The organism is Nonomuraea sp. NPDC003754 (genome assembly GCF_053605785.1).
Map to the genome: position 1 here is coordinate 1 of NZ_JBSGJX010000046.1, position 22,665 is coordinate 22,665.

Below are 22,665 nucleotides of genomic sequence, written 5' to 3' on the forward strand. Positions count from 1 at the left end.
AGATGTCGCAATCCACACCGAACCCGCAGGCCCTCCCTCATTTCAATCACATCGGGCTCGTGTCCTTGGCGCACTCAACCTCTGTGGTCATTACAGCTTAGGGCCGCGTCGAGGAGCGCGCCGTGTTGATCGACCGACAATTCTGGGACCTCCTACCGCGGGGTCTTGGCCGTGGCCTGCTGGTGACCGCGCAGGTGACTGGTCAGCGCCGGTCAGAACGCTGGCAGCGCGCCCCAACCGGATCCTCGGCCGCCAGCCAGCGCACATACGCCTGGATGCGGTCGTGGTCTTCAGGGAAGACGGACTCCCGCTCCTCACCCAAACCAAACCACCGCGGTGGTTGCCCGCTCTCCCCGCCCAGCGGTAGGTCGCGGTCGACAATAGCGGCATACGACAGGCCCAGCGTCGGCGACCAGTCGGCACGGTAGGACCGCACGGAGACAGCCGCCGGCACAGGCAGCAATTCGGCCCGCAGCCCGGTTTCCTCGGCAAGCTCACGCACCGCCGCGGCGCGCGGACTCTCCCCCGGCTCGACTTTGCCGCCGGGAGGAACCCACCCCCGCCAGCGATGCTTCACCAACAGGACCTGCTGGAAGGCCGGATCGGTCACCCAGACCTCGGCCGCAAGCGGCTCCATCGAGTAGCGACGCGCCCGTTCCAGCCAGGCTCGCGCGTCGTCGAACTCCAGGGCCGCGAGCCTGACGTCGGCGACCACCACGTCAAAGATCATCTACCTCCACCATGGATCACCCGCACACCTTACGCCGACCCCGTGCGCTCGCCACGAAGGCGCTGGAGGGGAGATGCGGTCCAGCTGACCACCAAATCCTCTGGCACCCCTGGGCAAACTGGTCCGCTTGGCCGAAAATGAGCTGACGGAGCGAGCACTGGTGCCGGCCATTGCCGGTGACCGCGCGGGCGCCGTCTGGCAGCTGTACATCCTGGCGAGGATCACGCCAATGCCTCTACGGAAATCGTCGTGAACGCTCTATTCGATGGGCCACGTCATATATTGCCAATGACCACAAGCTCCGATATCGCAACGTCCCGGCCGTCCGTTGCCGTTCTTCCGGTCGGCAGCTTCGAACAACACGGAGGAATCCTTCCGCTGGCCACGGATACCGTGGTTGCGAGCATCATCGCCACACGCCTTGCGGAGGACTACGGATTATTCCTTCTGCCGCCGATAACGATCTCGTGCTCTCATGAGCACGCAGCCTACCCCGGTACAGTCAGCATCTCCCACACCACGCTGACCGCGATCGTCACAGATGTTCGCCAGTCGCTGTGCCACTCGGGGATCACACGGTTGGTGCTGGTCAATGGGCATGGCGGGAACTACGTGCTGTCCAATATTGTGCAGGAGGCCAACGTCACCAGTCCGGACATGGTCTTATTTCCCGTTCGACATGACTGGGACACGGCGCGCCAAGAAGCTGGTCTGGTGACGAACTCGAGCGAGGACATGCACGCCGGCGAACTTGAGGTCTCGCTGCTCCTGCACGCCTATCCCGAGCTCGTCGGTCACGTGACCGAGGACGATGACCACAAGTCTGGGGCTCGCCCATATCTGCTGACCACGGGCATGGCTGCCTACGCTCCAGGAGGGAGCATAGGCCGCCCTTCCATGGGAAGCCAGGAAAAAGGGCGTGCATTGCTCGATTCGCTTAGCCGTTCTTTCGAAGGGCACCTCACCCTCATTATATGAGCCTGCGCTTCTGTTCCGCTTCGGCGGCTGACAAGAATGGCCCGGTTGGTCGCCTCGTCATGGCACTGCAGACTCCCGCCAGTCCCAGCATGTGAGGGTCGGAAGCCGTTTGCCGAACCCAGCATCGATCTACGCCTGGGCGCGGACCCGCCGCACGTGAGCGAGCACCTCGGCGACGACAACCTCCGGGCGGTGGCGGTGCACATGGTGTCCGGCGGGGTCGGCCACAACGTGCCGTGTTTCAGATGACAGAGTCGTCAGATCCTTTTGCAGCGGCTCCCAGATGTCGTAGAACGCCGACCGCTCAGCAATGTGCGCAAGGTCGGTCAGGGTGGGATCGGTACGGCTAGAGCTGATGACGGTGAGCGGAATCGAACCTAGGGTGGGTGCATCACGGAGAACCTGGGATGGGTTGATCGTGATGGTTGCCAGCATTTCGCGGAGCTGTCCGCGTCGCTGTCGATCGCTGAAGTCCAGTGCCATACCGGCCTGATCCCACTCAGGCGGAAGCCGCCGCGCAGCGATCGCGCGCGTTGCCGCGCCGTCCCAGCCGAGCTCTGTGACCAAGCGCCGCAGCCCAAGTGGGGTCAGCCGCCATTTCAGGATGCGCCAGAGCATGTGGGTCCGCGTCCATGGAAAGTGGCGGCCTTGTTCCGGGTGGCTGGAGTCGACCAGGACCACCCCGGCGATCTCGTCGGGCTGCGCAGCGCAGAACAGCCGGACGACATAGCCGCCGGCGGAGTGTCCGACCAGGATGTACGGCGGGCTGATTCTCGCCAGCCGCAAGGCACGACGGAGGTCGTCGGCGTTCCGCCGAGCAGACCCCGCGCCCCATGCTGGGTCGCTCCACCCCAGATGCGCCTTGTCGAACAGGACAGTCGTCGTCTCCGCGGCTAGCTTGGGCAGCAGACCTGCCCAGTTCAACGCCGGCTCCCCGAGCGCAGGGACTACTACCACGGTGGGCGAGCCGACCCCATCGCGCCACAGGTGGATGCGGCGGCCGCCGATGTCCACCAGCACGCCAGGTGCGGCAATCCGCCGCCGGTCACGGCGCGAAGCCCATGTCTGGTAGGCGGCACCGATCCCACCCGCGGCGCAGGCGGCGAGTGCCGCTCGAGCGGAGAGCTGGGCAAGGATACTCGAACGACCGAAGCGGGTAACGCCGTGTGTGTGGCGCGGCATAGGCAGACCCTTCCAGTTAATCGTCGCGAGGTACTCGTGCTTGAGGCTGAAGGGTTAGCCAAGGCGGCAATAACGTCCGGGCCATAACCAGCTGGATGCGACGTTCGCGGAAGACCCAGCCAGCAGCGGGGTACGGCACGTCGGGGAGGGCGAGCTTGCCGGCCTCAACCGGGGTCCCAGAGCTGCATGTGCGCGAGATGGGTTGCAGTGTGATGGGGCGGCGTGTGCTGACCGCGAGTCGATATCCAGACGGTGGTGGCTCCGGCTTGCTGAAGGTCAGCCACAGGAGCGTCCCGTGCGCTCGAAGGAGGAGCGAGCCAGGATTGCTGAGGGCACCTCGATGCCCCCAGCCCCGGTCGCCGCGGCGGTTATGGCTTGAAAGCGACGCCACCGTAGACGGCCACATCGTGTTCCCAGCCGAACAGCTCACGCTCGGGTCGCCACTTCTGTACGTGCACCAGCCCTGGCTTGATCAGGTTCATCTCATCGAAGAACACTGCGATCTGCTCGCGAGTCCGGAAGACAGCCCGGCCATTTGCGGGCTTGTAGTGCCGTTCGGCGGCCCTGGCCAGCTGTGGTTGGTACTCCACGTGTGTCAAGGCCAGATAGGAACCGGAAGGCATCGCGTCGAGCAATGAGCGCACGATCTGGCGCGGATTGTCGCCATCGGGGAGGAAGTGCAGGATGGCCACCAGCAGCACGGCGACTGGCTGGCTGAGGTCGAGCAAGCCTTGCGTCTGTGCGATGATCTCCTGAGGCTGGCGCAGGTCCGCCTTCAGTACGTTGGTTTTACTGGTGGTGGCCAGCATCGCCCGCGCATGGCAGAGCACTACTGGGTCGTTGTCGACGTAGACGGTGCGCGCCTCGGGGTTGATCGCCTGGGCAATTTCATGCACGTTCCCGGCAGCGGGCAGCCCGGTGCCGATATCCAAGAACTGGCTGATTCCGGCGTCCTTGGCCAGAAACTTCACCACCCGGCCGAGGAAGGCACGGTTCTCCCGGACCATAATCCGGGTCTGCGGTGCCTCGGCCAGGATCTTCTCCGCTGCTTTCCTGTCGGCCTCGAAGTTGTCCTTGCCGCCGAGAAGGTAGTCATACACCCGCGCGATATTCGGCCGCTGGGTATCGATGCCATCAGGCACGCTCACCGCCTCGGCGGGGAGCGGCGGCCCCGTCCGCGGCGTCTCGGGCGCCGCCTCAGGCGTTCTGGAGAACATGCTCCTATCGTGGTGGCCGAACAGGACCGCGCCAACGCCCTTCTGGCGCCTCAGGACTGAATTTTTGCTGCACTTTCGGCGGTCAACTCCCGGTATCTGGTGACAGACTGGGCGAATGACCGAATTGAACGGCGCTCCCGCCAGTCCTGAGGCGCTGCAGACCTTGGGGCTGGTCAATTATGCGCACTTCACATCCATACGCGTCGACAATCAGCATGTACGCGGCCTTTCATATCATCTTGAACGCCTTGTCCGCGATTGTCGCTTACTGTTCAACGCGGAACTGGATCCCGATCGTGTCCGTGCGTTCATCCGGCGGGCGACCCAGGAGAAGGCCGGATCGTTCGTAGCGCGGGTGACGATCTTCGATCCCGGGCTCGAGCTCGGCCATCCGGGCGCGACCGCTGAGCCGCACGTCCTGGTCACCACCCGCCCCGCCGGTGCTCTACCAGTAGCGCCGCTACGCGTGCGTAGTGTCTGCTACCAGCGTGAGTTGCCCGCGGTTAAGCACGCTGGGCTTCTCGGCGCCATCTGGCACCGCCGCCAAGTCCAGCTGGTCGGCTACGACGACGCCCTGCTCACCGATGGGGCAGGCTTTATCTCCGAGGGCGCCACCTGGAACATCGCCTTCTACGACGGCGAACGTGTGATCTGGCCGCAGGCCGATGTCCTGCAGGGGGTCACCATGCGGCTGCTGTCAGAGGTGCACGACCAGATGGTCAGCCAGCCGGTCAACCTCGCCGACGTGGCAGGCATGCAGGCCGCGTTCGCGACCAATACCTCCATCGGCGTGCGCGCGGTTGCGCGCATCGACGACATCCCCTTGCCCATGGAGCATCCCATCTTCGACGTGCTGCGCAAGAGATACGACGGCATCCCCACCCAGCGGCTATAGCCGCTGCTTACCCCATCCCCGCGTTCAGGAGCCCCTAGTAGCATGCCCCCCTTCGTCAGAACGTGGTCCGGCCGTGAGATCCGTGCACTCCGTGAGGCCAAGCGGATGAGTATCCGGGCTTTTGCCAGCCATATCGGCGTGCACGAACGCATGGTGTCCAAATGGGAAGCCGCAGGTGAGACGATTCACCCGCGGCCGGCAAATCAGGCCGCTCTAGACTCGTCGCTCGCCGCCTCCAGCGCCGAGGTCCAGGCACGATTCGCCAGCCTGCTGGAGGCTACGGACAAGGGCGCCCGCAGCGGCTCCGCCATCGTCGACATCGCCCGCGCCACTGAGCCGCTTCCTGGAGATGACCACCACGTGCGCCACCCAATCGACGGCAAGCTGATGGCCTTCATTCCCGCTGGGACCTTCCTCAGCGGCACCAGCAACGAACCTGTCTACCTGGCCGCCTATTACTGCGACATCTACCCCACCACCAACAGCGACTACGCACGCTTCACAGCCGCCACCGGTCATCGAGCTCCTCAGCACTGGATGCGAGAGAGCGGTCCGCTTCCTGAGCTCGCTGACCACCCCGTCACTTTCGTTACCTGGCACGACGCAACCGCCTACAGCGTTTGGGCCGCCAAAGCGCTGCCATCGGCCCTCCAGTGGGAAAAGGCCGCACGCGGACCGCATGGCGACGTCTACCCCTGGGGCAACCAGCTCACCCCCGCCAAATGCAACGTCCGCGAAACCATGATCGGTGCGACCACGCCAGTGTCTCGCTACCACAGCGGAACCAGCCCCTACGGCATCTACGATCTGTGCGGTAACACATGGGAGTGGCTCAACACTCCAACCACGCCCGGCCGTCAGGAACTTAAAGGCAGCGCCTTCACCAGCCCGTTCAGGCGTGCCACACCGTCAGCCTTCAACGACGCCGACGCCGACATGCTCGACGACGACACCGGCTTCCGCTGCGTAGTCCCTGCTGAGACCATGCGCTCGCTGATCAACGTTCTCACCCAACCTGCCGACACCTGACCGGGTTGGCAACTACCGGGTTGGCAACTGACGTCAGGAGGGAGCCAGCTGCTTGTGCGCCAGCGGACAAGCAGGCTCCACGCCACGAGCTGGTGGCCGTTCACTCGTTCTTCGAAGGCGCCCCACCGCCTGTGGATTGTGATCAACCGCTCGCCCGGTAGCTGTCAAAAACCAGCTCGGGTCGCGTGCGTGGCCTGCCGCCGGCGCTCGCATACCTCGCCACAGGCCCGAACGGCTCAGCTGGTCGACGGGGGAAGGACCGGCTTGAACGCCGTGAGGAGGATGCTGCCCATTCCGGACATCGCGGCGCAGTTGGAGATCGCGCTCTCGACGCGTTCCACGGCCTCGACTCCGTATTCGGCCGTCAGCTCGTCCCGGTGGCGGTCGAATCTCTCAAGGATCCGGCCGTAGAAGGGTTCGGTGTGTTCGCTGATGTCTTCCGTGGACTCGATCTCGAGATCCGCCACGCGCAGGGCCCTCGTGTAGGCCTCCTCGGGTTCTATGGACAGGACCTGGAACATGTCGAAGTACGCCGCCAACCGTGACCGCATCTCGTCGGTGAGGGGGGCGCGCAGGTACGGGGTCTCGACCACCACCCGTCCACCGGGCCGCAGCACCCGGGCGATCTCCGCGAACAGCGGTTCCGGCATGAAGTGTGGTGTCGTCTCCAGAATCAGCACCGCGTCGAACGAGGCTTCGGGGTACGGGGTGGCCAGGGCGTCGCACCGTTCGAAGGACACCGACGTTTCCACGCCGCGTTCACGCGCCCAGGCCCTTCCACGTTCCAGGGCGTGCTCGTTGACGTCGATCGCCGTCACTCGCGCTCCGGTGGTCTCGGCTACCGCCACGGCGGGGCGTCCGTTCCCGCAGCCGACATCCAGCACGTGGTCGCCGGCGACGGCTTTCAGCCTTTCGATCACCACGCGGGTCAGCCGTTCGGTGGCCTCCTCGATCGAGGACCGGTCCTCCGGTCCCGACCAGTACCCGTAGTGCAGGTCGGGTCCGCCGACCTTCTCGGTCAGGGCGGCCAGGTACTCGTATGAGCCGGCGATGTCTTCGGTTCCGGGAAGCGATCCGCTCGACATTTCTCCTCCATCCGTTGAAAGGGGTCCGCTGCAGGCCGCCGGCACAACAGAGCGACAGGCGACCGTCGCCGCGCTGCCGCGCGGAGACCTGCGCACATGGGTTTCCGCTCGCCGTCCGGTCCGGATGGCCGCTGGTTCCCAGCGCGGTGCTACCACGCCACCGGAAGCGATTCGACGCTGTATGCCGCGTTCATCGGGGTGAACCGCAGTTCGTCGAACGGGACGGCCAGACGCAGGCCGGGGAAGCGGCGTAGCAGGCGGGAGATGCCGATCCGTATCTCCATCCTGGCCAGTTCCGCTCCTAGACAGTGGCGCGGGCCGTGTCCGAAGGCGAGATGGGGCGGCGGTTCGCGGCTGATGTCGAACCGGTCCAATCCGGGGCCCAGGTCCCTGTCGCGATTGGCTGACGGCAGGTGGCACAGGACGTACTCTCCGGCCCTGACCTCCTGGCCACCGACCGTGGTGTCCTCGGCGGCGGTGAACACCTTCCCGAAGGCCACCACCGACAGGTGGCGGAGCAACTCCTCGACGGCGTGGTCCGTGTCGGCGGAGCCGTCACGCAGCGCGGCGGCCTGGTCGGGGTGGTACAGCAGCAGCAGGACGCCCAGAGCGATCGTCCCGGACGTCGTCGCGTATCCCGCGAGCAGCAGCTGGGCGGCGATGCCGGCGACCTCGGAGTCGGACAGCTCCGCTCCGTGCGAGGTGATCAGTCTGCCGACGAGCCCGGGAACCGCACGACGGCGGCACTCCCCGACGAAGCCGCTCAGGTACGTGTCCAGCTCGCCGAACGCGACCGCCTGGTCCTGCGGGTCTGCGGTGAAGTCGAGCAGCATGTCCACGTGCGGCAGGAGCCTGGGCCGGTCCGATTCCGGGATCCCGAGGAGTTCGAAGAACAGCCGTGACGGGACAGCGAGCGCGAAGTCCGCGACCAGGTCGGCGGGAGGTCCCACCCGGTCTATCGCGTCCAGACAGTCGTCGACCACGCTCTCGACCCGCGGGAGGAACTCCCGCATCCGGCGCGCGCTGAACTCGGCGTTGAGCATCCGCCGGACGCGGCCGTGCTCGCGTGGACCGTACGTCGAGAAGAACCCCGGACGCGGTGGGGGGAAGCCTCCTTCCGGCATGGGTATGGGAATCGGGCCGTCGATCGCGGCTTCGGAGCTGAACCGGGCCTGGTCGGAGATCACCTGGAACACGTCGGTGTAGCGGGTGACCATCCAGGCGCTCGCTCCGGTGGACAGGGTGATGCGGGTCACCGGTTCCGAGGCCCGGAGACGGGCGAGTTCTTCGGCCGGATCGAACGGGCAGGTGCTCGATCGGCGGACGAAGATCGGGATGGTCGAGCGGGGCGGGGTCACGGGCGTGGAACCTCTTTCACGAACGGGCCGACCTCGGAGGGCTCCTCGCGGCCGAGGCGCCGCGTGCCGGCGCCCGAGGCCGGAATCGAGCTGAGACGGTTACCGATGTCGGCGACGAGGTCCGCTTCCGCCTGCAGCAGGTAGAAGTGCCCTCCGGGGAAGGTACGGAACTCGACGCCGGCATCCGTGACCTGGCTCCAGGCGCGCATGTCCTCCTGGCTCACCTGCTCGTCGTCCGCTCCCCGGTAGGCGACGATCGGAATGGTGAGCCGCGGCGAGCGCGTGGGCCGATAGGCGTGAAGGAGATCATGGTCCGCCCGTAGCGCGGGCATCACCACGCTCATCAGCTCGGGGGCGTACCGTAGCAGCGGGTCCGCGGAGCGCGCCTGCTCGGCGAGCTCGTCATCACTGAGCGGGACCTTCCAGGTGCCGTCTGCGTGCGCGGGTGGCGCGATGTGCGCGGACACCAGCAGCGCGTGCGGAGTGATGCCCTGCTGGGTGATGAGCCGGACGGCGACCTCGTAGGCGACCACGGCGCCCATGCTGTGCCCGAACAGGGCGAGAGGCCGGTCGGCCAGGGGCGCCAGCGCCTGGCAGATGTGGTCGGCCAGGAGGTCCATGCGGGTGATCGGATGTTCGTTGAACCTGTCCTGCCGGCCTGGGTAGCACACGGCGACGAACTCGACGTCCGCGGGGATCCGGGCCTGCCAGCCCCGGTAGAAGGCCGGGGTTCCGCCGGCGTGGGGCAGGCAGACGAGTCGCAGCCGTGGCTCGGGGAGCGTCCGCTGCCGGCGGAGCCAGAGCCGGGAGACGCCCGGGATCGTTTCGGTCATGGGACGTCACTTCCTTCGAGATCCATCAGGAGCCGCCCTTCGCCTGGCGTGTCGTCGCCGGCCGCCGGAGCCTCGGCGAGCGTTCTGGCCAAGCCCTCGATCGTCGGGGCGCTGAAGAGCGCCTTCACCGAAAGCCGCGCCCCGAACCGTTCCCTGCAGCGCTGGACGACTTGGAGTGCGCTGAGCGAATGTCCGCCCAGGCTGAAGAAGTCGTCGTGTCTGCCGATGGCGCTGGCACCGAGCACTTCCTGCCACACCGTCAGGAGTTCGAGCTCGTGGGGACTCCAGTCACCGGTGTCGCCGGAGCGGCCGGACGTGTCGGCCGCGGGTACGGCGGGAGCGGACCAGCGCGCAGGCCGGGGCTCGGTGGCGGACTCCGGGCTGGGGGCGTGGGTAGCTCCGGGAGGGCTGGAGGACACGATGACCTGTCCCAGGGGGACGGCCGCCAGGCACCTTTCGAAGGCCGCGATCCCTTCGTCGGGGCTCAGCCCGCCGGTCAGCGCCTCGCCGGTGAGGGCGTGATGGTGGCGTTCCACGTCGCGGGCCATCCCGACGCCGTTCCAGCGGTCCCAGTTGACCGACAGGATCGGTGTCCCGTCGCGGCGCGCGTGCAGGGCGAAGGTGTCCTGGAAGGCGTTGGCCGCGCCGTAGCAGGACAGGCCGGGAGCGCCGGAGAAGGACGCGAGCGAGGAGCACAACAGGATGAATTCGGGGCGCGCGCCTGTCTCGGCGAGGGCGGAGACCAGGGTGGCGGTTCCCACGGTCTTCGCCCGCAGGGCGGCGTCGATGCTCTCCCGGTCCAGGAACTGCGCCATGCCGCCGCCTGGCACGCCGGCGGCGTGGATCACGCCGTGGATCGTGCCGAACCTCACCTGGACTTCGCGCAGGATCTCGCCGAGGGCCGCCGGGTCGGCGACGTCCGCGTGGCGGAGCAGGATGTCGTTCTCACGCCCCGCGAGCAGTGCTCGCACATCCACACCGGACTCGCCCGCGGGAGACGCGTCACGCGTGCCCCGACCGATGAGGGCGAGCCGCGCCGAATGGCGGCGTGTCAGATGTTCGGCCAGCCGCAGGCCGATCCCGCTCGTTCCGCCGGTGATCACGTAGGTTCTGCCGGGGCGGAACGAGGGACCCGCCCCTGGCGGTGTCTCCAGCGCCTCGAATCCCCGCAGCCATCGGTGGCCTCCCCGGAGACCGACGGGGTCCTGCCGCGGAGGGCGGGAGAACTCGCCGAGGATCTGCCTGGCCCGTCGCCTGTGGTCTGCGCTGTCGTCGGCGTCCACGTCCACGAGCCGGACGGGCACGTCGGTCAGTTCGCAGCGGAGCGGTCCGGCGGCTCCGATCGTGAGAGCTGCCCGAGGATCGAGCAGTTCGCCTCCGGTGATCTCCAGGGCTCCTGTCGTGACCAGGCAGAGATCCGTCTTCCCGAGACGGCCGCCCAGCGCGTGGGCCAGGCCGACGATCTCGCTCAGTGGCCCGCCCACGTCCGCGGGGAGCGTCGCTCCCCACAGGCAGATGATCCGCAGGGGTCTGCCCGGTCCCTGTTCGGTCGCTTTCAGCAGCCGTTCGTAGTGCTCGGGACGCTGAGGGTCGATCTCGTAGTGTTCGGGGTGCCGCGGGATGGTCGTGGCCCGGGGTGAGGACCCGCGCCGGAACTCTCGTCCCGGGGTGACGACGGTGACGGACGCTCTCCGTTCCTCCAGCTCGGCGGTGATCGCCTCGGCGAGGGGCGAGACATCGGAGAACAGGATCCATCCCGTCTCGTCCGGGGCCGTCCCGGGATCCGCCGGATCCGTTTCCACGGCGCGTTTCCAGCTGACCCCGTAGAGCCCTTCAGATGAGCGCCGAGCGGGCGCGGGTTCCGGGGCGTGTGTCGGTTCGGGCAGGTGCAGGGTGGACGCGAATGGATAGGGCGCCGCGGGGTGCCGTCGGCGCGGCTGCGGCCAGAGCGCGGGCAGGTCGACGTCGACTCCGGCCTCCCACAGCCGGGCCAGCGCGCGGAGCAGGACCTCTCTGTCGGGGCGCTCGTCCAGCGGATGGCGGGTGGTGTTGATGACGACGGAGTCCTGACCGACCCGTGCTCCGGCCAGCGTGGTCAGCGTGGTGCCGGGCCCCATCTCGATGAGGACCTTCGGGCCCCGTGCCAGGACGTGGTCGAGCCCCGCGTCGAACCGGACCGTCCGGCGCAGGTGGGAGACCCAGTACTCGGGGTCACTGAGATCGGCCTCGTCATCCCCTGTCACGTCGGAGACCACGGGCACCGACGGGGCCCGCAGTTCGATGCCGTTCAGGAAGTCGCGGAACTCGTCGAGGACGGGATCGACCAGGTGGGAGTGGGCGGCGGTGCTGAGCGGGAGCAGGCGCCAGGCGATCCCCTGCCGGTCCAGCGACCGGCCGACCTCGGCGATCCGAGCGGACCGGCCGGCCAGCACGCACGCTCCCGGCCCGTTGACCGCCGACAGGCAGACCTCTTCGCCGAGGAACGGCTCGACCTGCCGTACCGGGGCCGAGACCGCGAGCATCGCACCGTCGCGCAGCCGGGACAGGAGCTCACCGCGTTTGGCCACGATCGCGAGGGCGTCGCGCAGCGACACCACGCCGGCGACGCAGGCCGCGGTGTACTCCCCGAGGCTGTGCCCGATCAGCAGGGCGGGTCTGACCCCGAAGGATCCGATGAGCCGGGTCAGCGCGATCTCCATGATGAACACGGCCGGTAGCGCCAGTGAAGGGTCGGTCTCCTCGGCCGCGTTCCTCGCATCCGGCGCGGCCCACAGGGCGCGCAGCCGCTCGGCGGTGGGACGGTCGGGCAGCAGGCGCAGGCACTCGTCCACGGCCATGCGGAAGACCGGTTCGTCGCGGTAGAGCTCCCGCCCCATCGAGGGATACTGCGTCCCCCCTCCAGGGAACATGAACACCACGTCGTCTCGGGTCGCCCAGGCGCGTGAGAACCGCCCTGCGGTCGCCCACTCCCGCGGGGCCGCCACGGCGGCGGATCGGTCGCGAAAGACTCCCGCGTACCGGTGGGGAAAGTGGCGGCGTCCGGCTGCCAGGGTGTAGGCGAGATCGGCGAACTCGGTGTCGGAGGCGTCCTGGAGCGCGTCGGCGCAGGATCGGGTCAGCTCGGCCAAGGCTGCGTCGTCACGCGCCGACAGGGCCACGAGCTGCCACGGCTCGGCGGGTGGCCGGGCCGGGAGGGCCGGTGGCTGTTCGAGGATCGCGTGGGCATTGGTGCCTCCGATGCCGAAGGCGCTGACGGCCGCCCTGCGCGGGGCGCCGGTCTCCGGCCAGTCCGCCGCCTCGACCGCGGGGCGAAACGGGCTCGTCTCGAAGTCGATCTCGGGGTTGGGGCGCAGGGGCGTGACGGGGCTCGGTGGGATCCGGCCGTGGTACAGCATCAACGCGACCTTGATGAAACCCGCCACCCCGGCCGCCGCGTCGGTATGTCCGATGTTGGACTTCACCGAACCCACCCGGCAGTACCCCCGGCCTACCGCGGCGGCGGCCCGGTACGCCCGGGTCAGCGCGGCGACCTCCACGGCGTCTCCGATCGCGGTGGCCGTCCCGTGGGCCTCGACATAGGAGACGGTGTCCGGGCGGACCGCGGCGACCGCGAGCGCCGCCTCCACCACCGCCTGCTGGCCGCGCACGCCCGGCGCCGCATAGCTGAGCTTGTCCGAGCCGTCGTTGTTGACGGCGCTCCCCTTGACCACGGCGTAGATGCGGTCCCCGTCGGCGAGCGCGTCGTCGAGCCTGCGCAGGACCACGATGCCGAGGCCGTCGGCGGGGACGAAGCCCGAGGCGTCACGGTCAAAGGAGCGGACCTGGCCGTCGGCGGACCAGACGCCGCCTTCCTGATGAAGGTAGCCCTGACGGCGCAGAGGGGTCCAGGAGACCCCACCGGCCAGAGCCATGTCGCAGTCATGGGTGATGAGCGCCCGGCAGGCCAGATGGATCGCGACCAGGGACGTGGAGCAGGCGGTCTGCACAGCGATGCTCGGCCCGGTCAGGCCCAGCTTGTAGGAAACCCGGGTGGGCAGGAAGTCCTTGTCGTCGGCCGCCATGAGCAGGTCCGCGGACGTACCGAGGAAGGTCTGGTGGTTCCTCGCGCGGTGGGTGCCGAGGGTCTGGCCCGCGTAGACTCCGACGGTGCCGGCGAACCGCTCGGGTGTGTGACCGGCGTCCTCCATGGCGTGCCACGCCTCTTCGAGGAACATGCGCTGCTGTGGGTCGATGAGGGCTGCCTCGCGCGCCGGATAGCCGAAGAAGACCGCGTCGAAGCATTCGGCGTCCCACAGCACGCCGGCCGCGGGGACGAGGGCGGGATCGGCGATCCGCTCCCGACCCGCGCCGCCTGCCGCGAGCTCCTCTTGGGTGAGCTCGCGGATGCCCCGGCCACCGTCGCGGATGAGCCGCCAGTACTCGGCGGGGCCACGGGCACCGGGGTACCTGCAGGCGATGCCGACAACGGCGATGTCGGTGCCCGCGGGATCACGCTCCGCCGCCTCCGGCCCACGGGTGCTCGTCGGGCTCACCTCGTCTGCTCCTTTCCGAGACGCTCCCCGAGCCGGCGCCCGCCGTCGTGCAGTCTCTTCCTGCTCCCGGCGGGCCTCTCGGCCCTGCATTCACCGTGTCCGTCGTGCTCGTCGAGCAACGCCGCCAGCAGCCGCACGTTGTGAGTCGCCATGAGGTCGGCGATCGGCACCAGCACCCCCCAGCGCTTCTTGATGTCGGCCTGGAGCTTGACGAGATCGGCCGAGGTGCCCCCGAGATCGAAGAAGTTCTCCTCGACAGCGACGTCGTCCAGGTGCAGGAGCCGTCCCACGACCTCGGCCAGCTCCCTTTCGCGCACCGACGCGGGGACCGTGTCCCCGCCCGCTGTCCGTGGCCGGACCTCCGGGCGGGGCAGCGCACCGCGGTCGACCTTGCCGTGGGACGTCAGCGGAAGCCGGTCCATCGTGACGAAGACCGACGGGATCATGTACGCCGGAAGGAGATCGGCCAGGAAGTCCCGATACTCTCCCGAGGAGAGCGGCAGCCCTGCCGTGAGCTGCACATGGGCGGTGAGCCTGACGGCTTCGGCCTCCCCGGTCGCGGTCACCACAGCCCCGGTGACGCGAGGATGGCACATCAGCGCCGCTTCGACCTCGCCCGGCTCGATGCGGTACCCCCGGATGTTGAGTTGCCCGTCGATCCGCCCCATGAAGTCGATGACGCCTCCGGGCAGCCGCCGGGCCAGGTCACCTGTCCGGTACAGACGTGCCCCGGCGCGACCGGAGAACGGGTCGGGAACGAACTTCTCCCGGGTCAGGTCCGGCCGGTTCGCGTATCCCCGCGCCACCCCACGTCCTGCGATGCACAACTCACCGGTCTCACCGTCCGGTACGGGGTCACCCGCCGGGCCGAGGATGTGGATCTCGACTCCCCTCATCGGATGGCCGATGGAGGGCTTGCCCTCTCCCGGCAGGCAGCGTCCCGCCGTCGCGGACACGGTCGCCTCCGTCGGGCCGTAGGCGTTGAACACCCGCAACCGCCTCCCCCACCGCTCCACCAGGAACTCCGGCAGCGGTTCGCCGCCCGACGTCATGGTGGTGACCGGTATCGACTCATCGTCCGGCAAGGTCGCCAGGAGCGACGGGGCGCCGGACAGGTGGGTGACGCCGAACTCGCGCAGGATCCGGCTCAGCTCCGGGCCGCACAGCGGTGACCTTGCCGAGGGGACGCACAAGGTTCCCCCGTTGAGCAGGCTCATGGAGAACTCCCACACCCAGGCGTCGAACGTGAACGGCGCGAACTGCAGGACCCTGGCCCCCTCCAGGTCGCCGAACAGGTCCCGCAGCCCCTCAGCCAGGTTGGTCACGCCACCGTGCTCCACCATCACCCCCTTCGGGGCGCCCGTCGATCCCGAGGTGTAGAGGAGGTAGGCGAGGTCTTCCCCATCAGGTACGGCGGCGCCGCCGTCCGGATCCTTACGCCCGGCGGCGCCTGTTCCCGCACGGCGGGGTGCGTCCGGTCGTACGGTTCGCACACCGCGCCCGGGCAGGACGCTGTGCGGGTCAAGCTCGGAGACGACAAGCCGGGCACCCGTGTCGGCCAGCACCAGTTCGGTGCGCCTGGACAGGTGTGCGGGAGGCAGGGGCACATAGGCGGCACCGGCCTTCCAGACAGCCAATACCACGACGGGCAGCAGGTAGGAGTGCTCCGTGAGGACGCCCACCACGTCACCCGCGCCCGCCCCCGCTGCGACGAGTTCCTCGGACAGGATGGTGGCGCGCTCCTCCAGCTCCGCGTAGGTCATCCGGCCGCCCCGGTGGACGAGGGCGTCACGGTCGGGCACGGTCCGCGCCCATGTCGCGAAGAGATGGTGCGCGCCGACCTTCTCACCGCTCGGATCGATACCGCGCATGTTTCCGCCTCACCCGCCGCCGACGGGCACTCGGCCGGCGGACGATTCGCGGCGGTCACGGAACCACGTGGTGAGCACCGCGATGTGCTCGCGCCGGTAGCCCCGGTCCATCGCTTCGCGCACGCGCTCGCGCATCACGCCGAGATAGGAGCGGTCGATCCCGGCCTGCTCCGCGATGCGGGTCAGGTTGTCGAGAACGTCCAGGTGGGAGGTGAGCGGAGCCTGTTCGTAGGTGTAGTCCCCGCGATCGATGAGGTCGAGGCCGACCTCGATCGTGTTCTGGAAACCGGGGTCGTAGAGCGGCACGGATTCGGCGAAATCCGCCAGCGGGACGCCCATGGCCTCCGCGATGGCCGAGCATTCGAGGAAGCCGTTGATGAACGCGTAGTAGAAGGCGCTGGAGACGACGTGGTACGCCTTCACGTAAGCGGGATCGGCGCCGAGATAGGCCTGTCTGCCGCCCAGCGCGGACGTCACGCTCTTCAACCGCTCGAAGTCCTCGACGGCCCCGCCGTAGACCGTGAAGCAATCCTCGGTCCCGATGGCGTCGGGGTAGTTGAGGATCGCGGCCTCCATGTACGCCCCTCCCCCGGCCTCCACCCGCCCGCGCAGCGGGGTGACGTTCTCGGGAGTGCCGCTGGCGTTCTGGACGACGAGCCTGCCGGAGAAGTTCGGAGCCGCCTCGTCGATGACCCGATGGGTGATGTCGTAGTTGAGCAGGCACATCAGCACGATCGGTGAGGCCGCGACAGCGTCGGCCGCCGTCGCGTGGGAGTGGATCCCCTCCTCGACGAGCACGTCCGACCGCTCGCGCGTACGGTTCCAGACCGAGACCTCCAGTCCGGACCGCGCACAGGCCCGCGCGACCGCCGAACCGATCACTCCGGTCCCGATGACCGTGACGTCCGTCATATCAGAGCTCCATCCTGGTGAAAGTCATGATCACGCCGCCGATCTCGGTGGCGTCCGCCCACGCGGAGAAGGTGTCCAGCAGCCGGTCAGCCTCGGCCGCACCGCCGACAGCCTCCAGGTCGGTCCTGTGTTCCCGGAGCCCTCGCACCAGGCGGGGGAAGGAGTGGCGGACGTTGTCGGTGATGTCGACGAGCTCCACGGCGGCCATTCCGGCCGCGCGCGCCGCCGAGAGGTGCTGCTCGGGCGAGTCGAGCGATACCGCGTTCAGCATGGTCAGATAGGGGCCGATCCGCCGCCAGGTCTCCTCGGTCATCGGCGTGCGAACGTACGGGGTCTCGACCACCAGGCGGCCTCCGGGGCGCAGAACCCGGGAGATGCGCTGGTAGAGCGGGGCGATCTCGAAATGCGGGGTGCTCTCGAACGCCAGCACCGCGTCGAACGAAGCGGGAGGGAACGGAAGGTCCGCCGCGTCGATCCGCCGGAACTCCACCAGAGCGTCCACCTGCCGCGACCGAGCGTGCTCGGCACCGTTGCGCAGTGCATGCCGGTCGACGTCGATCGCGGTGACCCGCGCCCCCGAAGTCTGTGCGATCCGTACCGCCGGGCGGCCGTTTCCGCAGCCCACGTCCAGCACATGAGACCCGGGCCCCACATGCAGCTTGGACGCCACGAGGTCGGTCAGCCGCTCGGTGGCCTCCTCGATCGAGGCTCCGTCGTGCGATCCGGCCCAGAAACCGTAATGGCGATCAGGTCCGGCGGCCGCGTCCACCAAGGCCGCGATTCCGTTGTACGCCGCCTCGGTCTCCGAGCGTGCGCGCGAAATCAACCGGTCACTTTCCATGCTCATGCGAGATGCTTCTCATATCCGTTCAGGGCTTGACATGACAGCCTTTTCCGAGAACAACGATGTGAATCATCGTCCATCGACTGATCCGGCCCGGGCGGCGACACTCCGTCACGCAGGTGAAGTTTTGACACGTATTGCATCGGGTCGGCGCGCCCAGGGAGCCACTTTCACCGGAAATTGATTCCGCGACCGTAGGTCCATGAAAAACGGCAGTCACCCAAGAATGGCGACGAACCCATGGGCCGGAGTGGCGAACCCGGTGCTCACGGTGGAACAGCCGGTGCCATCGCCCCTGGTATCTCCCACTCCGCGCACGTCGTCAAACCCAAGGAGAGGAAGATCCATCGCCGACGCCGCATCGGACGCCGACCATCGATACGGGTCCGCCGGTGGCGGGCTCCAGGGAGCGATCACGCAGGCCGGGACCCCATACCGTCAAGCTAATATCCGCGACGGTACAGGAAACGGATGGAAAACTTGCTCGATCCGGGCCGGAGTGTGTAACCGATAATCAATTGTCCCGCCGACGTGCAACGAAAGGCGCAGGCAGTCGGTCACAGATCCTCAGAAGGGTATAGCCCGTTCGGGAGTCCCGAGCCGACGCTCCGGAAACGATGAGCGGCCGACGGGCCGGGATACCGCCCCTCGCGTGTCGCCGACGAACGATTCCAAGACCGGAGAGAATATGGACACTGTTTCTGAACCTGCCGACTATCCTTTCGGGGAACCCGTCCGCCTCGACGTCCATCCGGAATACGCGCGGTGCCGCAAACGGCCGGGGCTGGTCAAGGTCCGCCCGCCCTACGGCGACGACGCCTGGCTGGTGACCCGCTTCCATGACATCCGCTTCGTGCTGCGCGACCGACGTTTCGTCCGAACGCCCCCTCCCGGGGGCGACGAGGCCCGCCTGACCGTCCTCCCCCTCCAGGACAGCATCCTCAACACCGACCCGCCCCAGCAGACCCGACTGCGTAAAGCCGTGGCCGGCGGGCTGGGGTTCAACACCGAGCGCGTCCACGCACTCCAGGAGCTGGCGGAGCGCCACTCCCGCAGATTCATGACCGTGCTTCTGGCCGGGTCGCCCCCGCTCGATCTGGTCGACGCCTACATCAAGCCGCTGGTCGTGGAGATCCTGTGTCCCGTCATCGGCATCCCCCAGCAGGACCTGTCGATCTTCCTGAACTGGTTCGAGGGATTCGCGAGCACCGCGCTTTCCGCCGACGTCGTGGCGGCCAGGGTCGAAGAGATCTCCGACTACACCGACCGTCTCATCGCCGAGCGGCGGAACCGGCCTCGCAACGATCTGGTCAGCGCTCTCACCGGCGCCGCCTATCGGGAGAAACAACTCACCGAGCCGGAGATCAAGGAACTGGTCAACGACATCCTCCTGGCGATCGACAACGTCACGACACAACTGACGAACGCCGCCTACCTGCTGATCACCTCGCCGGTCCACCTGCGGGAGCTGCAGGCCGATCCAGGACTGATCCCTCAGGCGGTCGAGGAACTCCTGCGCTACGCGCCGTTCCCCTCCCACGCCACCTTCTCCCGTTACGCCACGGAGGACATCGAGGTGGGAGGAACCCTGGTACGGGCAGGAGAGCAGGTCCTGCCCGCCCTTCCCGCGGGGAATCACGATCCGTCCGCGTTCCCCGATCCCGGTGAGATCGACTTCCACCGCACGACCAACCCGCATCTGTCCTTCGGGCACGGTACGCATCACTGCATGGGTCCCCCCCTGGTGCGCATGCTGATGAGGGTCATGGCCTCCTCCCTCACGCAGCATCCGTCCATGTGCCTCGCCGTACCGGAGGAACTGCTGGCGTGGCGGTCGGATCTCCTGATCCGGCGCCTGGAGTCCTTGCCTGTCACCTGGTGATCCATTCACCCGGACCAGGTCAGGCTGCACGGCCCGACTGTCCGCAGGACAGAAATTGTTCGGCGAAATTCGGAAGAATTGAAACATGAAATCGGCGGCCACGTCGTTCCGTGGCCGCCGATTCCGGCTATCTAGCAGATGTCACACCGCGCCGAAAGTCTTGCTGCTGCGCGCTCCGAGGTTTTCGCTGCCGACGAAGAAGTCGCGGCACGCCCGGAAGTATTCTTCGGGGCTGATGCGACCGTCACCGTCGGTGTCGATGCTCTGCGAACCGACCTGGGCGTCATTCTCGGACAGCCCCATGGCGGCCAGCAGCGCCCCGTACTCGGACCGGGACAGGTAGCCGTCGTCGTCGACGTCGGCCACCTCGAACTCGGCGTCGGTGATGGGACGCAGCAACTCGTCGGCGTTCTCCCTCTTGGCGTTGTTCTCCATGTAGGAGCGGAACTCCTCCCTGGAGATGGCGTGGTTCCTGTCCGTGTCCATGGCCTCAACCATGATCGTCCAGCACCGGTCGTACGCCTCGGTGATCCGCCTTCCCTTGACGGACGTCTTGTCCAGGTTGAAGCGCTTCAGCATCCTCTCTCCGAGGGCCTGGAGATCGCTGCGCTCGATCCTGTTATCGCCGTTGACGTCAACCAGGTTGAACCAGTGGTCTGACTTGCGGGCAACAGCGCCGACAGCCATTTATACCTCCCATTGAGATTGCGATCGGACCGAATAAGCCCGTTGATTGTCATGCCCGCACCGGTCGCCGCAAAAAACAAAGAGGACGGCTGTTCATCGCAAACCGTCGGCGAAGCGGAATCCGGCCGGCGGGGTACCCGCGGCCGCCATTCCGGAGACCCGGTAGGTCGTGGTCACCTTCGCCGGGCGCGTGGAAGGCAGGGCCATCGGGATGCCGCCGCTCCGATGGCCGACGAGCCGGTAGACGTACGCCCTGGGAGCCGTGCGCGTTCCGTCATGTGCCGGTGATCCGCTTCAGTGCCTTGCGTCCCCGGGTCAGCGTGTCGCGCGCCTGGTTGAGGTCTCCGATCACGGTCGCCTTGTCCACCTGCTCCCTGGCCTGCTCGTAGGCGTCCAGGACGCGGTGCCAGTCCGTGGCGCTCGCCTCCCGCGCGCGGTCGTCCGCGGCGTCGATCTCCTCGCCGAAGCGCGTCACCTCCTCGGCCAGCTCGGCCCTGACCTCAGCCAGCCGGGCGGCGGTACGGGCCCCATGCTCACGGCGAGCCCGGCGGCGCTTGACCGAGCCTCTCGCGACGCCGTAGGCGATCAGGAGCAGCAGTCCTGCGAGGATCCCCCAGAAGATCTTCCAGCCGAGCGCGAGGGTGGCGTGCGAGCCGGACAGGTCGGCGCCGGTGTCGCCGTAACCGAGGTCGAGGTCGGTGACGTCGGCCCCGGCGAAGCCCGGCATGGGCGGTGCCGGTCAGCGGGCCGGCGCACAGCAGGCCGGTGAGGGCCAGGGGTAACAGGGCGAGCGAGGCGGTCAGGCGCATGGCGGCAGCGTAGAGTCGCCGACTTGCAGTGCGGTTGATCCGGCTCCAACGCGCGGGAGAAGCCGGCCGGAGCGCCGCGGCGACCGGGCGGCGACGTGGAGCGCGTCGGGGTCCGCGTGGCCCGCGCTCTGCGCCGCGCCGCCGACCAGCTCGACCCCGACCCCACTCTCGGGCCCGCCTGCCCCTGCGCCGGCTAGATGACCGAACAGAAGACGCGACGCGCCTACTCGAGCGCCTTGCGCTAACTGTCACACGGACAACGGCCAGTAGAGCGTGTAGGCCAACACCGCGCCCACCGCGATCGACAGCGGCCAGAGCGGTATGAGCCACAGCGCTACCAGGCGGGCGCGCCGACGCCGTTCAGGAATGAACGAGACCAACCACCCGAGCAGCGCACACCCGAACGGCGCACCGAGGCGGCCCGCCTCTCGTGCTGGAGGGAGGGGCGCCGCTCTTTGCGCGGCATGGCGCGTGAAGAGCGGCGCGTGTGCCGCGGCGCCGTCATCTGGTGACGGGTTCAGCCTTTGTAGTCGGTGGTGTGGGTCTCGGAGCCGGTCGGCCACAGATATCTGCCGTGGTCCGCGGTCGAATAGTTGCTGTTGCCGTCTCCCGGACGGGCCTGGATGAGATTGCGGCGCCAGGTGGAGCCGCGGGCCGATCCGCTCCAGAAATTGCCGTACAGGAAGCCGTACAGCTGCTCGAGTTCCGCCGAGAACACGTTGTCGGTGACGGTGATGTTCCTGGCGTTGTTGGTGACACCGATGCTGATGGCGTATCCCCAGCCGGAGACGTAGTTGTTGGTGACCTTGATGTTCTGGTAGACGCCGTTGCCCTGCAGGGCCAGGGCGTTGGTGTTGCCCACCGAGGCCAGGGTGTTGTGGTGGACGATCATGGGACCGCCGTTGCCTTCGCTCTGCGGGCCGATGCCGTCGTGATGGTAGACGTCGCGAGCCGTGTCGGCCATGTCATGGATGTAGTTGTTCGTCCAGGTCGACGGGCGGCCGGGGAAGCCCGTCACCATTTCCATGCCCGCGTTGCCCCAGATGTCGTTGTGGTCCATGACGGCCACGGCTTCCTTCATCGTCGTGGCGAGCTGCCAGGACTTCTTGAAAGGAGTACCGGGCTTGGAGTGGGCCGACGAGACGGTGCCGTTGTTGCCCGGCGGCCTCGAGTAGGAACTCGGCTTGAACGTCGAGTACAGGAACTTGATGCCGGTGTCCGAGTAGATCTGGACGAGGTTGTCGTTGGGGTTGGTGCCCTCGAAAAGGCAGCCGACGAACGTGAGGTTGTCGCCGTAGATATAGATCTTCAACGCGCGGAAACGCTTGAAGGAGATGACGCTGTTGTCGGGGAACCTGAGCGTCAGCGGTTTGGTGTCGCTCATCTTCGGCGCGTGGTCGGTGAGCTTGCCGGGGTACTTGCCCAGGCCCAGGCCTCCGGCGTTGGCCGGCGTGTTGGCGTAACCGGTGTTCGAGAAGTCGGGCCAGACCCCGGAACCGTCGTTGGGCCGGGCGCCGAAGCCCGGAACCGGCTTCGCCGGCCCGCCGTTCGCGACCGGGCTCGCGGACGGCGTGGGCGGGACGGCGCTCGCGGACGGGGTCGGCGTGACGGCGCTTGCCGACGGGGTGGGTGCGACGGCGCTCGCGGGCAGAGCAGGCGCGACGGCGCTCGCCGGCAGGGCGGGCGCGAGGAACGCGAGAGCGGCGACGGCGGCGAGGCCGCTGCGGGTGAACGCGCGGGCGAGCGGAGAGCTGCCTCGGCTGGATAATTTCTTGATCTTGTACTCCGGTGCAGTCGGTTGTGAGCGTTACCGGCGGGTCG

At 67.9% G+C, this 22,665-nt stretch carries 17 protein-coding genes; 4 read left to right on the top strand and 13 right to left on the bottom strand.

Annotated elements, in window-relative coordinates; all coding sequences use genetic code 11:
• Nucleotides 1-202: 202 nt before the first annotated feature.
• Nucleotides 203-730 (bottom strand): NUDIX hydrolase, encoded by a 528-nt coding sequence (locus tag ACWEVS_RS38130; RefSeq protein WP_452555590.1) that lies wholly within the window; start codon nt 728-730, stop codon nt 203-205.
• A 288-nt stretch (nt 731-1,018) separates the two neighbouring features.
• Between ACWEVS_RS38130 and ACWEVS_RS38135 the strand changes: the two genes are divergently transcribed.
• Nucleotides 1,019-1,708, top strand: coding sequence for a creatininase family protein (locus ACWEVS_RS38135; protein WP_452555592.1), 690 nt, complete (start codon nt 1,019-1,021; stop codon nt 1,706-1,708).
• A 129-nt stretch (nt 1,709-1,837) separates the two neighbouring features.
• Here ACWEVS_RS38135 and ACWEVS_RS38140 read toward each other — a convergent pair whose 3' ends face one another.
• Both ACWEVS_RS38140 and ACWEVS_RS38145 read right to left on the bottom strand, forming a co-directional pair.
• Nucleotides 1,838-2,728 (bottom strand): alpha/beta fold hydrolase, encoded by an 891-nt coding sequence (locus ACWEVS_RS38140; protein WP_452555594.1) that lies wholly within the window; start codon nt 2,726-2,728, stop codon nt 1,838-1,840.
• 530 nt (nt 2,729-3,258) lie between these two features.
• Nucleotides 3,259-4,107 (bottom strand): SAM-dependent methyltransferase, encoded by an 849-nt coding sequence (locus ACWEVS_RS38145; protein WP_452555596.1) that lies wholly within the window; start codon nt 4,105-4,107, stop codon nt 3,259-3,261.
• Between the two features lie 115 nt (nt 4,108-4,222).
• Between ACWEVS_RS38145 and ACWEVS_RS38150 the strand changes: the two genes are divergently transcribed.
• Both ACWEVS_RS38150 and ACWEVS_RS38155 read left to right on the top strand, forming a co-directional pair.
• Nucleotides 4,223-5,002: an aminotransferase class IV family protein gene (locus ACWEVS_RS38150; RefSeq protein WP_452555598.1), complete on the top strand. Its 780-nt coding sequence runs from the start codon at nt 4,223-4,225 to the stop codon at nt 5,000-5,002.
• Nucleotides 5,003-5,044: 42 nt separating this feature from the next.
• Nucleotides 5,045-6,031 (top strand): SUMF1/EgtB/PvdO family nonheme iron enzyme, encoded by a 987-nt coding sequence (locus ACWEVS_RS38155; protein WP_452555600.1) that lies wholly within the window; start codon nt 5,045-5,047, stop codon nt 6,029-6,031.
• 236 nt (nt 6,032-6,267) lie between these two features.
• Here ACWEVS_RS38155 and ACWEVS_RS38160 read toward each other — a convergent pair whose 3' ends face one another.
• From ACWEVS_RS38160 to ACWEVS_RS38190, 7 genes are all read right to left on the bottom strand, one after another.
• Entirely contained in the window at nt 6,268-7,116 is an 849-nt protein-coding gene (locus ACWEVS_RS38160; protein WP_452555602.1) for a methyltransferase domain-containing protein, read from the bottom strand.
• Nucleotides 7,117-7,265: 149 nt separating this feature from the next.
• Nucleotides 7,266-8,474 carry a cytochrome P450 gene (locus ACWEVS_RS38165; protein ID WP_452555604.1) on the bottom strand — a complete coding sequence of 403 codons (1,209 nt, stop codon included), beginning with the start codon at nt 8,472-8,474 and terminating at the stop codon, nt 7,266-7,268.
• Nucleotides 8,471-9,307 carry a thioesterase II family protein gene (locus ACWEVS_RS38170; protein ID WP_452555606.1) on the bottom strand — a complete coding sequence of 279 codons (837 nt, stop codon included), beginning with the start codon at nt 9,305-9,307 and terminating at the stop codon, nt 8,471-8,473. Before ACWEVS_RS38170 ends, ACWEVS_RS38165 begins: the two co-directional genes overlap by 4 nt.
• Complete coding sequence (locus tag ACWEVS_RS38175; RefSeq protein ID WP_452555608.1) at nt 9,304-13,839, bottom strand: SDR family NAD(P)-dependent oxidoreductase; 4,536 nt, start codon at nt 13,837-13,839, stop codon at nt 9,304-9,306. The genes ACWEVS_RS38170 and ACWEVS_RS38175 overlap by 4 nt, the downstream gene beginning before the upstream one ends.
• Entirely contained in the window at nt 13,836-15,710 is a 1,875-nt protein-coding gene (locus ACWEVS_RS38180) for a non-ribosomal peptide synthetase (protein WP_452555610.1), read from the bottom strand. The genes ACWEVS_RS38175 and ACWEVS_RS38180 overlap by 4 nt, the downstream gene beginning before the upstream one ends.
• A gap of 9 nt (nt 15,711-15,719) precedes the next feature.
• The gene (locus tag ACWEVS_RS38185) at nt 15,720-16,622 is read right to left on the bottom strand and encodes an NAD(P)-dependent oxidoreductase (protein ID WP_449921692.1); all 903 of its coding nucleotides are present in this window, start codon (nt 16,620-16,622) and stop codon (nt 15,720-15,722) included.
• Nucleotide 16,623: 1 nt separating this feature from the next.
• Entirely contained in the window at nt 16,624-17,469 is an 846-nt protein-coding gene (locus tag ACWEVS_RS38190) for an SAM-dependent methyltransferase (protein WP_452555612.1), read from the bottom strand.
• Between the two features lie 685 nt (nt 17,470-18,154).
• Here ACWEVS_RS38190 and ACWEVS_RS38195 point away from each other — a divergent pair.
• Nucleotides 18,155-19,348 carry a cytochrome P450 gene (locus tag ACWEVS_RS38195; RefSeq protein WP_452413684.1) on the top strand — a complete coding sequence of 398 codons (1,194 nt, stop codon included), beginning with the start codon at nt 18,155-18,157 and terminating at the stop codon, nt 19,346-19,348.
• Nucleotides 19,349-19,489: 141 nt separating this feature from the next.
• On the opposite strand, the gene ACWEVS_RS38200 is transcribed toward ACWEVS_RS38195, so the two are convergent.
• The 3 genes from ACWEVS_RS38200 to ACWEVS_RS38210 form a co-directional block, all read right to left on the bottom strand.
• Nucleotides 19,490-20,035 carry an EF-hand domain-containing protein gene (locus ACWEVS_RS38200; protein WP_449921700.1) on the bottom strand — a complete coding sequence of 182 codons (546 nt, stop codon included), beginning with the start codon at nt 20,033-20,035 and terminating at the stop codon, nt 19,490-19,492.
• A gap of 274 nt (nt 20,036-20,309) precedes the next feature.
• Complete coding sequence (locus ACWEVS_RS38205) at nt 20,310-20,762, bottom strand: hypothetical protein (RefSeq protein ID WP_452555614.1); 453 nt, start codon at nt 20,760-20,762, stop codon at nt 20,310-20,312.
• Nucleotides 20,763-21,361: 599 nt separating this feature from the next.
• Nucleotides 21,362-22,228, bottom strand: a complete 867-nt coding sequence (locus ACWEVS_RS38210; RefSeq protein ID WP_449921705.1) for a hypothetical protein — start codon at nt 22,226-22,228, stop codon at nt 21,362-21,364.
• Nucleotides 22,229-22,665: the final 437 nt, after the last annotated feature.

What these genes read in the sequence shown, in the direction of transcription:
- ACWEVS_RS38130 (WP_452555590.1), bottom strand. Translation starts at nt 730, where the DNA reads ATGATCTTTGACGTGGTGGTCGCCGACGTCAGGCTCGCGGCCCTGGAG.
- ACWEVS_RS38135 (WP_452555592.1), top strand. Translation starts at nt 1,019, where the DNA reads ATGACCACAAGCTCCGATATCGCAACGTCCCGGCCGTCCGTTGCCGTT.
- ACWEVS_RS38145 (WP_452555596.1), bottom strand. Translation starts at nt 4,107, where the DNA reads ATGTTCTCCAGAACGCCTGAGGCGGCGCCCGAGACGCCGCGGACGGGG.
- ACWEVS_RS38150 (WP_452555598.1), top strand. Translation starts at nt 4,223, where the DNA reads ATGACCGAATTGAACGGCGCTCCCGCCAGTCCTGAGGCGCTGCAGACC.
- ACWEVS_RS38155 (WP_452555600.1), top strand. Translation starts at nt 5,045, where the DNA reads ATGCCCCCCTTCGTCAGAACGTGGTCCGGCCGTGAGATCCGTGCACTC.
- ACWEVS_RS38160 (WP_452555602.1), bottom strand. Translation starts at nt 7,116, where the DNA reads ATGTCGAGCGGATCGCTTCCCGGAACCGAAGACATCGCCGGCTCATAC.
- ACWEVS_RS38170 (WP_452555606.1), bottom strand. Translation starts at nt 9,307, where the DNA reads ATGACCGAAACGATCCCGGGCGTCTCCCGGCTCTGGCTCCGCCGGCAG.
- ACWEVS_RS38180 (WP_452555610.1), bottom strand. Translation starts at nt 15,710, where the DNA reads ATGCGCGGTATCGATCCGAGCGGTGAGAAGGTCGGCGCGCACCATCTC.
- ACWEVS_RS38185 (WP_449921692.1), bottom strand. Translation starts at nt 16,622, where the DNA reads ATGACGGACGTCACGGTCATCGGGACCGGAGTGATCGGTTCGGCGGTC.
- ACWEVS_RS38190 (WP_452555612.1), bottom strand. Translation starts at nt 17,469, where the DNA reads ATGAGCATGGAAAGTGACCGGTTGATTTCGCGCGCACGCTCGGAGACC.
- ACWEVS_RS38195 (WP_452413684.1), top strand. Translation starts at nt 18,155, where the DNA reads ATGGACACTGTTTCTGAACCTGCCGACTATCCTTTCGGGGAACCCGTC.
- ACWEVS_RS38200 (WP_449921700.1), bottom strand. Translation starts at nt 20,035, where the DNA reads ATGGCTGTCGGCGCTGTTGCCCGCAAGTCAGACCACTGGTTCAACCTG.
- ACWEVS_RS38205 (WP_452555614.1), bottom strand. Translation starts at nt 20,762, where the DNA reads ATGCCGGGCTTCGCCGGGGCCGACGTCACCGACCTCGACCTCGGTTAC.
- ACWEVS_RS38210 (WP_449921705.1), bottom strand. Translation starts at nt 22,228, where the DNA reads ATGAGCGACACCAAACCGCTGACGCTCAGGTTCCCCGACAACAGCGTC.